Consider the following 14,112-nt stretch of genomic DNA (forward strand, 5'->3'; position numbering starts at 1 on the left):
ATTAAAATTTCGCCAGCAATAAATCCGCCAAATCAAGGTCATCTCTTGTGGTTATTTTGTTATTACTCGAATGACCTTCGACCATAGCGGGGTGGAAACCCAATTGCTCCATTGCCATGGACTCATCGGTAATCTGGACTCCGTCCGCAACCGAAACTTCGATTGCCCGCAATAAATCACCAAGGCGAAACACCTGGGGGGTGAATGCTCGCCAAAAATTTTTCCGATCAACGGTCTGTTGAATCGCTTGGTTCTCATCTGTAATTTTCAAAGTGTCCGCCAGTCTTTTGCCAAGTACCGCGCCAATTTGATTGTCATTGGCCTGGGTCAGTAAATTCTGAATGTCTTGTTGCATTATACCGGGGCGAACCGCATCGTGAACCAGGGCCCAATCCGATTGCGCCACCTCGTCCAAACCATCCAGAAACTTTAACCCATTGAGAACAGTATCCCTGCGCTCCCTGCCACCGTCGCAGACGCCCAATATCTTTGGATGGGTAAACAGGTCTTTCGACCACCTGCTATCTTGCGGACTGATGCCGATTATCACACCATCAATCACCGGGCTGGCACAAATGCGGGACAAGGTATGGTGCAGCATCGGTCTGCCATAAATTTTAAGGTACTGTTTCGGTATATCGGCCGACATCCTGCCCCCAATACCCGCAGCCGGGATTATTGCCCAGACCTTATGTTGTTCAGCCATAAAATTTTCTTGCCGCTCAATGTTTATTATGTCAAAGGTCTATTATGTCAAAGGCTGATTATTTTTCCATGGTGGCATTAACATTGAAAGCAACAAAATTATCACCGTTATTGTGAAATATTGGAACAAGGAAGGTTAAAATCCGACCCCTTCATATTGGCTAGGTAAACGTCTGTGCTGTGCCCACATCCGCTCAAATCTGACATGCATTCGCTGCTAAATCCAATCCTGCCCGATCATGGGCAGCGTATTTCCTGGTCGAATCTTCACGGCGCCGCCACGGGAATGGCGATAACTGAAGCGGCCCGGCGATACAACGGAATATTGGTAATTGTACTTGAAGATCAGCGCCAACTTCAGATTTTGGAAACCGAGATTCGATATTTTCTACACCAGGCGGACAATATTCCGGTATTAAATTTCCCGAGCTGGGAAAGCCTGCCCTACGACATATTCTCCCCCCATCAGGACATCATATCAGACCGACTCCGAATTTTAGGGAAACTGCCGACCTTGCGCCGCGGTATTGTCTTGATTCAAACTGCAAATTTGATGCAGCGACTTCCGCCCGTGGATTACGTACTGGGGCATACGTTTGCATTGAAAAAATCTCAACACATCAACCTTGACACCTTAAAACGTCAACTGATTGACTCAAACTATATTGCCGTGAATCAGGTCATGTCGCCCGGCGAGTTTGCCGTGCGCGGCGGACTGGTGGATGTGTTTCCTATGGGCGCAGGCGCGCCATTTCGGTTGGATTTGTTTGACGATGAGCTGGAGACTATTCGTATTTTCGATTCAGACACCCAAAGATCAAAACAACAGGTGGATAAAATTGAACTGCTGCCGGCACGCGAATTTCCAATGACTGAGCCCGGAATCAAACATTTTCGCTCATCGTTTCGTCGCTACTTCGAAGGCGATCCCATGAAACAAACAATCTACAACCAAGTTTCCATGGGCAACACCCCTGCGGGCACTGAATTTTTTTTCCCGTTGTTTTTTGACCATACTGCAACCTTGTTTGATTATCTTCAGGAAAATTCGGTTTTCGTAAAAACCCGGGATTTCAACGAGTCCGCTTCAACTTATTGGGCAGAAATTAATGATCGATACATCAATGCGAATTACGATCCAGCTCGCAAAGTCATACCACCAAATCAACTCTATATGGACACCAGTGAAGTTGAAGAAAGGATCAGCAAATATTCAGGAATAGATATTATTCGCGGGCATGACAGGAAAACATCCTGGTCGGCTGAGGCTAATCCCAATAAACAGTTTCCAGTCGACTCCAGAAAGGACACGCCTTATCAGGAATTGCTGGCACATTTACGCGCCAGTGATAACAAAATTTTAATTGTCGCAGAAACCCCAGGACGCAAGGAGGCATTAGAGGATGCGCTTTTAAGCAACAACCTGCGACCGACCTCATTTCAGGGGTTGCATGACTTCATCGCCGATGAACAAGCCGCTCTGGGTCTGGCAATTGCCCCCCTTGAACGGGGGTTTGCCTCGAATGCGAATGGCATTGAAATTATATGCGAAAGCCAGTTATATGGCGAAAAGGTTTACCAACGCCGGCGCCGAAGCCAGGCATCCCGGGACCCGGAATCAATCATAAAATCTCTGACAGAGCTCAGCATTGGTGATCCGGTGGTCCACATTGAACATGGCGTGGGTCGATACCAAGGGTTGCACGTATTGGTTGTCGGTGGTGATTCAGGTGAATTTCTGTCCCTTGAATATCAAAACGGCGATAAACTTTATATCCCGGTTTTATCGTTAAATCTAATCAGCCGTTTTGTCGGCGGATCTCCCGACCTGGCGCCATTGCACCGACTCGGCGGCGATCAATGGGAAAAATCAAAAAAACGCGCCCGGGAAAAAGCCTACGATGTCGCCGCAGAGTTACTGGAAATGGAAGCGTTCAGAAATGCGCGCAAGAGCCACGCTTTTGAAATTAACACGCTGGAAAACGAGCGCTTTAACAGTCAATTTCCATTCGAGGAAACCCCGGATCAACAGCAAGCTATCAGCGAAGTCGTCTCCGATCTCGGCTATCCCGATCCGATGGATAGATTGGTATGCGGTGACGTGGGATTCGGAAAAACCGAGGTTGCATTAAGAGCCGCGTTCATCGTCTCAAGCAATGCAAAACAAGTTGCAATTTTGGTGCCTACTACGCTTTTGGCTGATCAGCACTATCAGACCTTTGTGGAGCGATTTTCAGACTGGCCGATCAATGTTGCGGCACTGTCACGATTTAATACCCGCGAACAATCTGCGGAACTGATTAAGCGTATTGCCAACGGACATATTGATATTGTCATTGGCACGCACAGATTGCTGCAGGATGACATTCGTTTTAATGCTCTGGGATTATTGATTATCGACGAAGAGCATCGATTCGGGGTCCGACAAAAGGAGAAAATTAAACGAATCCGCAGCCAGGTTGATATTTTGACTTTGACGGCAACACCCATCCCGCGCACGTTGAACATAACCATGGCCGGGCTAAGGTCGATTTCGATTATCGCAACACCCCCAGTCAACCGATTGTCGATAAAGACTTTTGTTCGTCAATGGAATCGGGGCTTGATTCGGGAAGCCTGTTTACGCGAGATACGGCGAGGCGGGCAAGTTTTTTTTCTGCACAACGAGGTTAAGTCCATCGAGCGCATGGCCGTCGATATCGCCGAGTTGGTCGCTGAAGCTGAAGTGAATATTTGCCACGGGCAAATGCGTGAATCGCAGCTTGAGCGGGTGATGCAGGATTTTTATCATCAACGTTTTAATATTCTGGTTTGCTCTACCATTATTGAAAGCGGAATCGACATCCCGACTGCCAATACCATAATCATCAATCGGGCCGATCGTTTTGGCTTGGCGCAATTGCATCAACTAAGAGGCCGCGTCGGCCGCTCGCATCATCAGGCGTTTGCATATCTACTGATACCGGACAAAGAATACATTACCAATGCCGCCAGAAAACGACTTGATGCGATCGATTCAATGGAAGATTTAGGCGCTGGATTTGCGCTGGCATCCCACGATTTGGAAATTCGCGGCGCCGGAGAATTGCTCGGAGAAACTCAGAGCGGATCAATCGATGAGATCGGTTTTTCACTGTATAGCGAATATCTAACCCTTGCTGTAAACGCAATCAAGGAAGGCAAACTGCCTGAACCGGATAGCGCTTTGCAAATTGAAAAAGCATCGATTATTGACTTGCACGTTGCCGCATTATTTCCATCGGATTACCTGGCCAATACCCATACACGATTGATTTTATATAAACGAATATCCAATGCCACGGACCTGGAGCAACTCGAAGAGTTGCAAATAGAAACCATTGATCGGTTTGGTCTGCTGCCCGATCAGGGAAAAAACCTGTTCCGCTTAACCGCCTTGCGCCTACAAGCCGAACGATTGGATATACGAAAAGCGGATATTGGCGATAATGGCGGTGTCATCGAGTTCCATGACTATCCGGTGATCGACCCCAGCGTGATATTTTCCTTAATTCAAGACAATCCTCATCTTTACCAGCTATCCGGCCCAAATGCGTTTAAAATTACCGATGATCTGGCAGACCCTTTTACGAGAATGAACAAGATTGAAACTCTCTTTGATACGTTGTATGAAACCCTGCATTAGCCAATTGGTGGCGGCATAATTAGCGCTGGTTTATGCTACGCTGAATTTTTTATGGGTTATATGCGAAATAAATCACTCATTGTTGTTTTTGAGGTCGTTCTGGGCATACTGCTGCCTGGTCTTGGCCAGGTCGTTTACGCTAGAGACTACGCCGTAGAACTGATCGTTTTTGAGCGTCTGGAAGCTGCCAACGATGCCGATAATGATGCTGATGAAATATGGGATTTTTCGAGTCAACGTGTCACTGGCAAGTTACAGAAAATGCAACGCCTGGCCACCAAAGCTATCGACTATGAAACCAGCCCTGCTTTAATTAATCTTGCTGACATAAGAAATAATTTGGCAGCCGCAGGGTATGGAATTTTACACTCAGCCGGATGGATTCAACCTGCCGAGGTATATCAACATGCGCCTTTAATCTCTTTCGGCGCAGCAAACTCGTCGTTGCCCTATGGCTTTATTCGAATCTACAAAACATCGCTGATTTTTGCTGATGTCGAGGTGCAATATTCGCCAACAAGGCCAGAAGTATTTGTTAATGACAATACTGTCACCGATGCCAATGCCCGTGCCGATATCGACTCAAATGAGCATTTGATTGCTTCAGACACAAACCTTGAATTTCAACAACCGCATTTTTTCATATCCGAAAAACGGCGGCTAAAATTCAAGGAGATTCATTACTTCGACCATCCCCTGTTTGGGGTGATTCTGAGCGTATGGCCATCAGAATAGTGATATAAACTGCTCCAAAATTGCCAAAGCATCATCGGTTGTTGCCGCCAAATTTGCCTGGATTATCTCCATTGTCAGTTCCTGGTCGCCCCGCCCTGCCGCTGCATTGACCACCAGAGCGATACTGGCATAGCGCATATTCAATTCCCTGGCCAGTGCGGCTTCGGGCATTGCGGTCATGCCCACAATTTCCGCGCCATCTCTTTCCAGGCGATCAATTTCTGCAGCGGTTTCAAGTCTGGGTCCCTGGGTAACGGCATAAACCCCGCTGTTATTAACTTCGATTGTCATATGTTGAGCCGCCTGTATTAGTCGCAATCTGAGTGGTTGATCATAAGGCTCAGTAAAATCAATGTGATTCACCTTGTCATCTACATGGCTATTTGAAGCGTGGCTGTTTGAAGAAAGATTGCCGTCGTAAAATGTATGCTCCCGGGCCGAGGTATAGTCAATAATTTGATGGGGAATAACGATTGAGCGCGCGGGGAAATCGGGGTTAATTCCGCCTACCGCCGCTAATGCAACGACCTCAGTGACACCGGCGTCTTTCAGTGCATACATATTGGCGCGGTAGTTGATTCTATGCGGCGCGATGGAATGATCGCCGCCATGCCTGGGCAAGAATACTAGTTTTGAACCACAATACTTTCCGAATGATAGCGGCGCCGATGGCGAACCGTAGGGTGTTGACACTTTCCTTTGCTCGACAACAGCGAAATTCGGGAGTTGATCAAACCCGCTACCTCCAATTATCGCCAGCGTCATCATTGGTTCCTCAATTGATGCAGCATTTTACGATTTGAAAACCGATTAGCGATAGCCAACCTGGCTTGTTTGGGAAAAATAAACTTACTAATAGGGTGTACGCCTTTCAATTTGCCCTCCGTTCAATGACTAATTTTTTCAGATATTTACCGTAATCATTCATTTTTAATTGCTCAGCCAGACTCTCCAATTGGCCATCATCAATATAACCCATGCGCCAACAAATTTCTTCCGGGCAACACACTTTCATACCCTGACGCTTTTCAACAGCCTGGATAAATATTGCGGCATCAAGCAGGGCGTCATATGTTCCGGTATCGAGCCAGGTCATTCCGCGGGCCATTCCACCAGTCAACACTTCCACACTCAACATTCCGTCATCCAGATAGGTTTTATTCAAATCAGTAATTTCCAACTCTCCGCGCGCAGAAGGTTTGAGCGAGCGCACTCGTTGCGCCACTGTGGAGTCGTAAAAGTATAGTCCGGTCACTGCATATTGTGACTTTGGCACTTTCGGCTTTTCTTCCAAATTGCAAGCCTGCCCACTTTCGTCGAACGCCACTACGCCATACTTTTCAGGGTTGCTTACCTGGCATGCGAAAACCCGGGCGCCTTTTTTTAATGTCGCCGCTTTTTGTAAACTATCGGTTAAGTGATGGCCGTAAAAAATATTATCACCCAGCACCAAGGCACTATTCTGATTACCGATAAATTCCGAACCGATTATAAACGCCTGGGCCAACCCTTCCGGCGCCGATTGTACCGCATAGGAAAAATTTACCCCCCATTTGCCGCCATCGCCGAGTAATTGCTGAAATCGGGGCGTCTCCTGAGGCCTGGAAATGATCAAAATATCCTTGATTCCAGCCAACAATAATACCGACAAAGGATAGTAAATCATTGGTTTGTCGTACACCGGGATAAGCTGCCTAGACACGGCAAGCGTTGCCGGCCACAAACGCGAACCCGATCCTCCAGCCAGTATTAATCCCCTCACCCTATTCCTCCAACACGCCCCAATAATCCCAACCGTTGACCATTAAGATTATGCGGTTGATAAACATGAAATATATTTTGTTATACCCTGATTGACATTATCGAATGACCCGTTGAAACCGGTTGATTTTAATTTACTCAAATCAGCCTGAGTATAACTTTGATACTTGCCAATCAGCGCGTCCGGCATGGCAACGTAAGTTATTTCTTTTTTTGCAATCGCTTCGGCAAGGGTCAGCATTTCTTTATCAAGGCTTTGACGACAAGCATTTACCACCGCCAGAGCGACATCATTAAAGCTTTGGCATCGACCTGTGCCGACGTTGAACAGGCCGCTCACCCCAGGATTTTTCAACAAAAACAGATTGACGCCAACGACATCATCGACATAAACAAAATCACGAACCTGCTGGCCGTCGTTGTAGCCGTCCGAACCGGAAAATAATCTGACATTCTGGTCTTCTTTATACTGGTTATAACAATGCCAGGCGACAGATGCCATGCGACCCTTGTGAAATTCTCGCGGACCATAAACATTAAAATACCTTAGTCCGACGCATTGAATGTCGATGGGAATGTCGATGCGAATGTCGACGGACTTTTGATTTCGAATATAGTTGTCGAATAATAATTTCGACCAGGCATAGGCGTTTAATGCGGATTCATTTTCCGGCTGTTCCACAAATACCGAACCACTGCCATAAACCGATGCCGATGACGCGTAAATGAACTGCGCTTGGTGTCGCTTGCTAAATTGAAATAATTCTTTCGAATAAGTGAAGTTGTTGTGCAGGACATATTCCCCGTCGGTTTCCATAGTATCCGAGCACGCGCCTTGGTGGAATACGGCCGACACTGAATAAAATTTCCTGCCATCGATCATAAAATCGTAAAACTCATGTTTATCCATATAGTCAACGATTTTAAGGTCGGCCAGATTTTTTATTTTTTCGGCATTGGTCAAATTGTCAACAACCATGATGTTTTCTATCCCTTCCTGATTGAGTGCCTTGACAAGATTAGACCCTATAAAGCCGGCACCTCCGGTAACAATAATCATGACCGGTAATTTTTCTTGAATGCCGCGCTTAGCTCATACCGGTCCACGGTCGCCGTTCCCAATTTCGATATCACCACGCCAGCCGCGCTATTTGCCAGTTCCATACCCACAGAATGGGGTAATCCGGCAGACAACGCCATCGCCATCACTGCAATTACCGTATCCCCTGCCCCGCTGACATCATAGACTTCACGGCTTCTGGCAGGGATATGGATAGATTCAGTTTTGGAATCGAATAACTTCATGCCCTGATCGCTTAATGTAACCAACAATTGATTGAGTTCATATTGATTGATTAGAGAATTTGCTTTGGTCTCTAAATCCTGTTCTCCCTGGACGACCCCCGCAACTGATTCGAATTCGACCAGATTCGGGGTGATCATAGTGGCCCCGCGGTACACTGAATAATCGCCGCCTTTAGGGTCAATTAACACTGGTTTGCCATTTTCTTTGGCAACCGCTATCAATGATTCAACCTGTGCCAAACTGCCCTTGCCATAATCTGAAAGTATCACCGCATCATGGCTTTGGATCAAATTACGATATTGATCCAGAATGACCGCTAATACCTTGGCGTTGGGTGAATTTTCAAAATCTAATCGCAGCAATTGCTGATTTTTCGATATTACTCTGAGTTTTATGGTGGTCTTAATCGTGCTGTCGTATTCGAGTGCGGTATTGATTTTTGAATCGTTGGCGATTTTCTCGCAGCTGCGCCCGGCCTGGTCTTGACCGACAATACCTAGCAGCGTACATACGCTATCCAATGCCGTTATATTTCTCGCTACGTTTCCAGCGCCGCCAATTCTCTCAGTCGTTTCCTGCACGGTAATAACGGGCACGGGCGCTTCGGGAGAAATGCGTTTCACATCGCCTATCCAGTATTGGTCAAGCATAACATCGCCGACCACCAATATTCGGGTGCTGGCCAGTTTTTCGAGCAGGTTTTCGACCCGGTTTTCGACCCGGTTTTCGATATGATTACTGTCGACCGATTCCATAATAACTTAACCCTGCTTCGGTCACCGTCCTCGGAGAGAAAATATTGCGGCCATCGACGATCACATTTCCCCGCATTTTTGACTTGATTTGATCGATATCAGAGCTTCGGAAAACCCGCCATTCGGTGACAACTATCAGGCAATCCACATCTGTCAAGGCATCGTAGGGTGTATCACTAAATAATGTTAAGTCGTCGCGCTCACCATATATTCTAAGCGCCTCATCGGTTGCCACAGGATCAAAAGCCTGAACGGTTGCTCCCATCTCCCATAACGCCTCCATAACAACTCTGCTCGGCGCGCCACGCATGTCATCCGTGTCTGGTTTAAACGACAACCCCCAAAGCGCAAACTTTTTACCTTTAAGATCTGTTCCAAAGTGATCGACTATTTTATTCACTGGCACACGTTTTTGATCGTTGTTAACCGCTTCAATGGCGCTCAATATTCTTGCATCGTAGCTGGCCTCTTTTGCAGTTCTATGCAACGCTTGGACATCCTTGGAAAAACAGGAGCCACCATAACCGCAACCGGGATAGATAAACGAATAGCCGATTCTTGGGTCGGCGCCGATACCAATTCGCACCGACTCAATATCTGCACCAAGACAGTCTGCCAGATTGGATATTTCATTCATGAATGAAATTTTTGTCGCCAGCATCGCGTTGGCAGTGTATTTTGTTAATTCCGCAGAGGGCACGTCCATAACAATGAGTCTTTCATGGTTGCGATTAAACGGCGCGTACAGGTTTCGTAATATATCCAGCGCCCGATCATCTTCAACACCGACGACAATACGATCCGGTTTCATAAAATCTTTAACCGCCGCGCCTACTTTCAAAAATTCTGGATTCGATACTACGCTAAACGAAATGCTGAGATCCCTGTTCTCAAGCGCTTGATTGATCGTGGCTTTTACAATTCCAGATGTGCCAACCGGCACTGTGGACTTGGTAACGACAACACGATAGTCATTGATTTGTTCGCCGATGGATTGCGCGACCCGTTTCACGTATTGCAAATCCGCAGACCCATCTTCATCAGACGGTGTGCCCACAGCAATAAAAATCACTTCGCCATGATTGACCCCTTTTTCAATGGATGTGGTGAAACTCAGGCGCTCTGATGCCATGTTTTTACGTATCAGAGTTTCCAGGCCGGGTTCGTATATCGGAATAATGCCTTTTCTCAGTCCATCGATCTTCCCTTGATCAGTGTCTATGCAAACAACATTGTTTCCCATTTCGGATAAACAAGCACCGGAAACCAGGCCAACATATCCGCTACCGACAACAGTAATATTCATAGCTGGCCTTGGTTGTTAGAAATCTATGCGGTTGTAGAATCATGCGTTGGGTTTTTAGTTACTGGCAAGGCTCACCAGCCGACAGCAGCTGCGGGGGAGATTAATTTATTCCCGATTTGCCTTTGAACAGTTCCCCAGCCTTTGCAGCCTGGGCATTGCCAATGCAAAGAGTTACTTTGAAATCCGCACTGCCGACAGTGATAATTGCGCCCCATTTCCACAACTTCCGCCAATAAATCCGCCAACAATAAGAAATCCTTGTCTTGCCTGCTCGGCGTAACATTTTGTTCATGATTCTTCACAAGTTGATACATGCTTTCCAGACTAGGATGTTTTCGCACTAGATTCAACATTAAAGCTTGCCCTGCTTCTCTGCCGTCGTTCTTATGGGTCAGTTCCACCAGCATGGCAACAATTCTCGGGTCAGAGTTTTTTTCCAGTGCAGACTCCAGAAATTTTCTGAATGAAGGTTCATCGTTTAGCGCCGCATAACTGCTGGACACATGGCCAACCACCTCGCCCATCGCTTGTGGAGCCCAATACGCTAAGCCGCGCCAGATAGCAATAGCATTGGTATGATTACCGTGCATAGCCGCAAGCCGTCCAGATTGAATTACCGCCCGGATACAACGAGCATCATGACGGAATGCTGACTTGAGGTGTTTTTCCGCGTCTTGAATATTGCTTTCGGTAATCGCTTTTTCTGCAAGCTCGCAATAATAATGCGCAATGGTCTGGGAGAAATCCTGTTCTACGAATTGATCCAGTTGTTTCGCAATATAGATCGCTTTCCGCCACTCTTTTTCCTGGTCGTAGATTTGTAATAAAAATCGATTGGCTTGCTCTTTGTATTCTAAAACCTGCTGTAATTCATGGAAAAGGTTTTCTGCTCGATCAAACAATCCCGCTTTAAAGTAATCCTGGGCCAGTTCAAATAATGCTAATCCTCGCAGGCTATCATCAAGATCTGAGCGTGCAACCAGATTTTGATGAATTCGAGTTGCTCGCTCAACTTCTCCGCGACGCCTGAACAGATTGCCCAAAGCCATGTGCATCTCCACGGTTTCCTTATCGACTTCAACGACTTCTAAAAACACTTGCAGTGCCTTGTCGGGTTGCTCATTCAATAAAAAACTGAGCCCCTTGAAATAAGCTTCAGGCAAACCGCTGGACTTGGAAACCGCAGACTTGTCGTGGGCAGACATCAACCAACCGCCGGCGGCGGCTAAAGGCAGTAGCAGTAATAACCAGATTGGGTCCATGATTAATGTGACAGAATTCTATATCAGGGTTAGTCATCCGATTACTCGGCCATGGCCCGGCGTCATTATAAACGCGAGTTACATGCCTCAGGATTAGACCTAAATTACAGACTTGAAGATTCCAGGTTTTTAAGCTCTTTTTTAACTTTTGACAAGTTGCGTCGTACTTTCAGGGATGACAGCAAGCTGGCAAAAAAACCAGCAAAAACACCTAATGTTAGTGTGCAAATCAACAGCAGGGCCAAATTGATTTCTTTGCGGAAAGATAAATACTTGAGCTCCACCATTTGGCTATTCATATATGTGAAGGTCAGACCAATAAAAACCGTGATAATAATAACAATGACATACAAGAGTTTTATCATGTTAATTATGTAGAGTTTCCACTATTTACCCGTTTTCGCAAGTTTGCACCGGGTTTAAAGTGTGGTACGTATTTTTCAGGCACATCCACCTTTTCGCCGGTTTTTGGATTGCGCCCGACCCGTGGCGGTCGATAATGCAACGTCATGCTGCCAAATCCCCGAATTTCAATCCGCTCACCATTGGCTAAAGCAGTGGCCATGCGCTCCAATATGCTACTGACCGCCAACTCGACATCGGTCTCAGAAAGTTGCGGTTGCTCGGAAGTAAGATAAGCGACTAACTCTGATTTAGTCAGCCTTGGTTGTTCTAACTGATTTTCGTGACCGGCAGACATATCAAAAAGACTGTTTATCTAATTGTTCTTTCAGTTTATCACCTAATGTAGTTCCACTGATATTAGATTCTCGAGAATATTCCTGAGCAGCCTCATCTTCGATTTCCAGATCACGCACTTTGATAGACAAGGATATCTTACGATCTTTACGCTCAATGCTGGTAATTTTGGCTTCAATTTTGTCACCTTCCTTAAGCACGGTGCGTGCATCATCCACCCGCTCCCGGGAAATTTCCGAAGCCCTGAGATAGCCCTCAACATCAGGAATGAGCTCAACGGTCGCGCCTTTGGCGGAGACCTCTTTAATCACGCCTTTTACCGTGCTGCCTTTACCGTTTTCCGTGACATAACCCAAAAAAAGATCCTCGGTTACTTGTTTGAGACCGAGAGAAATTCTTTCCCGTTCGGCATCAACAGCAAGTACCATAACGGTTAGTGCGTCCCCTTTCTTATAATCGGCAACGGCTTCTTCACCGGTTTTTCCCCAAGCCAGGTCAGAAAGGTGAACCAAACCATCAATACCACCTTGTACACCAATAAATATACCGAAATCCGTTTTTGAGCGGATATTTCCAGTAATTATGTCACCTTTTTTGTGGGACAATGCAAACTCTTCCCAGGGGTTAAGGTTGCACTGTTTCATGCCCAGAGAAATTCGGCGTCTTTCCGGATCAATAGCAAGAATCATCGCTTCCACTTCATCGCCAACATGACAAATTTTACCAGGATGGATATTTTTGTTGGTCCAATCCATTTCGGAAAGATGTACCAAACCTTCGACGCCTTCTTCCAACTCGACAAATGCACCGTAGTCAGTAAGATTAGTAACCTTGCCAAATATTCTGGTCTTTACCGGGTAGCGACGGACTAAATCCACCCAGGGATCTTCGCCCAACTGTTTTAATCCAAGCGATACCCGACATTGTGCCTTGTCAAATTTAAGCACTCGAGTTTCGATTTCATCACCAACGGTCAATACTTCCGATGGATGTTTAACCCGTTTCCAAGCCAGGTCAGTTATATGCAGCAGTCCATCCAAACCGCCTAAATTCACGAACGCACCATAGCCGGTCAAATTTTTAACGACACCTTTGACCACTTGCCCTTCTTCAAGGGTATCGAGCAGTTTTTCGCGTTCTTCGTTGAGTTCATTTTCAACAATAGCACGTCTTGAAACGACGATATTATTGCGCGCTTGATCGAGGCTAATAACCTTAAAGTCGAGTTCCCGACCTTCGATATTGGCGGAATCTTTAACCGGGCGCACATCCACCAAGGAACCGGGTAAAAATGCACGTAATCCACTCACATCAACAGTAAATCCACCTTTAACCTTGCCGGTAATAATACCGCGGATTATTTCGCCCTCTTCCTGTGCTTTGGCAAGTTCAATCCATGCGCGGGCACACATGGCGCGTTCCCGTGACATTGTGGTACAGCCAGTGCCGTCTTCCACCGCTTCCAGGGCAACTTCAACTTGATCACCCACTTTAACAGTAAGTTCGCCTGCTGCATTCTTGAATTCATAGGCGGGAATTTCCGCATCTGATTTTAACCCCGCACTAACGATAACATAGTCATCATTCGCTTCCACTACATCCCCGACAATCACCTCACCGGGTCGCATGACGACATTCGCCAAACTTTCTTCTAATAACGCCGCAAAATTTTCAGTCATAATAAATAATTACGCCTATTCCCATATCATTACCCATTCAAACTCACCATTGAAAAATTATTGTTTCATACTATCAAATAGTTAGAGGAGTTATCTTGATAGAATTGTAAGTGTTCGTTTGTCATAACGAACGTCATTAATGAGCGGTAATAACGATAGGAGACGTAGTAAAAAATAGTTAATTGTTAAATAAAAAATAATCCAAAAGCACATCTTACGGAAAAGATGTTATCAGGGACT

Annotated in this window: 12 protein-coding genes; 2 read left to right on the top strand and 10 right to left on the bottom strand. The window is 46.1% G+C overall.

Annotated elements, in window-relative coordinates; translation table 11 throughout:
* Nucleotide 1 precedes the first annotated feature (1 nt).
* Complete coding sequence (gene ispD / locus ACPXXB_RS08475; protein WP_423906551.1) at nucleotides 2-706, bottom strand: 2-C-methyl-D-erythritol 4-phosphate cytidylyltransferase; 705 nt, start codon at nucleotides 704-706, stop codon at nucleotides 2-4.
* A gap of 204 nt (nucleotides 707-910) precedes the next feature.
* Between ispD and mfd the strand changes: the two genes are divergently transcribed.
* Together mfd and ACPXXB_RS08485 are read left to right on the top strand one after the other, a co-directional pair.
* Nucleotides 911-4,369 (top strand): transcription-repair coupling factor, encoded by a 3,459-nt coding sequence (mfd, locus tag ACPXXB_RS08480; protein ID WP_423906554.1) that lies wholly within the window; start codon nucleotides 911-913, stop codon nucleotides 4,367-4,369.
* 60 nt (nucleotides 4,370-4,429) lie between these two features.
* Entirely contained in the window at nucleotides 4,430-5,104 is a 675-nt protein-coding gene (locus tag ACPXXB_RS08485) for a CsiV family protein (protein ID WP_423906556.1), read from the top strand.
* On the opposite strand, the gene ACPXXB_RS08490 is transcribed toward ACPXXB_RS08485, so the two are convergent.
* The 9 genes from ACPXXB_RS08490 to rpsA all read right to left on the bottom strand — a co-directional run bounded on the left by ACPXXB_RS08490 (nucleotide 5,096) and on the right by rpsA (nucleotide 13,872).
* Nucleotides 5,096-5,869, bottom strand: coding sequence for an S-methyl-5'-thioinosine phosphorylase (locus ACPXXB_RS08490; RefSeq protein WP_423906559.1), 774 nt, complete (start codon nucleotides 5,867-5,869; stop codon nucleotides 5,096-5,098). The two genes, ACPXXB_RS08485 and ACPXXB_RS08490, sit on opposite strands and share 9 nt — an antisense overlap.
* 106 nt (nucleotides 5,870-5,975) lie before the next feature.
* Nucleotides 5,976-6,866, bottom strand: coding sequence for a glucose-1-phosphate thymidylyltransferase RfbA (rfbA, locus tag ACPXXB_RS08495; protein ID WP_423906562.1), 891 nt, complete (start codon nucleotides 6,864-6,866; stop codon nucleotides 5,976-5,978).
* Between the two features lie 48 nt (nucleotides 6,867-6,914).
* Nucleotides 6,915-7,925: an ADP-glyceromanno-heptose 6-epimerase gene (rfaD, locus tag ACPXXB_RS08500; RefSeq protein WP_423906565.1), complete on the bottom strand. Its 1,011-nt coding sequence runs from the start codon at nucleotides 7,923-7,925 to the stop codon at nucleotides 6,915-6,917.
* Nucleotides 7,922-8,926 carry a D-glycero-beta-D-manno-heptose-7-phosphate kinase gene (gene rfaE1, locus ACPXXB_RS08505; protein ID WP_423906568.1) on the bottom strand — a complete coding sequence of 335 codons (1,005 nt, stop codon included), beginning with the start codon at nucleotides 8,924-8,926 and terminating at the stop codon, nucleotides 7,922-7,924. The genes rfaD and rfaE1 overlap by 4 nt, the downstream gene beginning before the upstream one ends.
* Nucleotides 8,907-10,232, bottom strand: a complete 1,326-nt coding sequence (locus ACPXXB_RS08510) for a UDP-glucose dehydrogenase family protein (RefSeq protein WP_423906571.1) — start codon at nucleotides 10,230-10,232, stop codon at nucleotides 8,907-8,909. Before ACPXXB_RS08510 ends, rfaE1 begins: the two co-directional genes overlap by 20 nt.
* Before the next feature lie 71 nt (nucleotides 10,233-10,303).
* Complete coding sequence (gene lapB, locus ACPXXB_RS08515; protein ID WP_423906573.1) at nucleotides 10,304-11,494, bottom strand: lipopolysaccharide assembly protein LapB; 1,191 nt, start codon at nucleotides 11,492-11,494, stop codon at nucleotides 10,304-10,306.
* A gap of 104 nt (nucleotides 11,495-11,598) precedes the next feature.
* Nucleotides 11,599-11,859 carry a LapA family protein gene (locus ACPXXB_RS08520; protein ID WP_423906575.1) on the bottom strand — a complete coding sequence of 87 codons (261 nt, stop codon included), beginning with the start codon at nucleotides 11,857-11,859 and terminating at the stop codon, nucleotides 11,599-11,601.
* Between the two features lie 5 nt (nucleotides 11,860-11,864).
* Nucleotides 11,865-12,155 carry an integration host factor subunit beta gene (locus ACPXXB_RS08525; RefSeq protein WP_423911073.1) on the bottom strand — a complete coding sequence of 97 codons (291 nt, stop codon included), beginning with the start codon at nucleotides 12,153-12,155 and terminating at the stop codon, nucleotides 11,865-11,867.
* Between the two features lie 40 nt (nucleotides 12,156-12,195).
* On the bottom strand, nucleotides 12,196-13,872 hold the full coding sequence (gene rpsA / locus ACPXXB_RS08530; RefSeq protein ID WP_423906577.1) for a 30S ribosomal protein S1: 1,677 nt from the start codon (nucleotides 13,870-13,872) through the stop codon (nucleotides 12,196-12,198).
* Between the last annotated feature and the right edge of the window lie 240 nt (nucleotides 13,873-14,112).

Origin of the sequence: Candidatus Spongiihabitans sp., assembly GCF_965237845.1 — a bacterium.
Classification (GTDB): domain Bacteria; phylum Pseudomonadota; class Gammaproteobacteria; order Arenicellales; family Poriferihabitantaceae; genus Spongiihabitans.

Bases quoted from the DNA above. Each gene is read 5' to 3' on its own strand.
- rpsA (WP_423906577.1), bottom strand. From the start codon at position 13,872: ATGACTGAAAATTTTGCGGCGTTATTAGAAGAAAGTTTGGCGAATGTC.
- ACPXXB_RS08485 (WP_423906556.1), top strand. From the start codon at position 4,430: ATGCGAAATAAATCACTCATTGTTGTTTTTGAGGTCGTTCTGGGCATA.
- rfaD (WP_423906565.1), bottom strand. From the start codon at position 7,925: ATGATTATTGTTACCGGAGGTGCCGGCTTTATAGGGTCTAATCTTGTC.
- ispD (WP_423906551.1), bottom strand. From the start codon at position 706: ATGGCTGAACAACATAAGGTCTGGGCAATAATCCCGGCTGCGGGTATT.
- ACPXXB_RS08490 (WP_423906559.1), bottom strand. From the start codon at position 5,869: ATGACGCTGGCGATAATTGGAGGTAGCGGGTTTGATCAACTCCCGAAT.
- ACPXXB_RS08520 (WP_423906575.1), bottom strand. From the start codon at position 11,859: ATGATAAAACTCTTGTATGTCATTGTTATTATTATCACGGTTTTTATT.
- ACPXXB_RS08510 (WP_423906571.1), bottom strand. From the start codon at position 10,232: ATGAATATTACTGTTGTCGGTAGCGGATATGTTGGCCTGGTTTCCGGT.
- mfd (WP_423906554.1), top strand. From the start codon at position 911: ATGCATTCGCTGCTAAATCCAATCCTGCCCGATCATGGGCAGCGTATT.
- lapB (WP_423906573.1), bottom strand. From the start codon at position 11,494: ATGGACCCAATCTGGTTATTACTGCTACTGCCTTTAGCCGCCGCCGGC.
- rfaE1 (WP_423906568.1), bottom strand. From the start codon at position 8,926: ATGGAATCGGTCGACAGTAATCATATCGAAAACCGGGTCGAAAACCGG.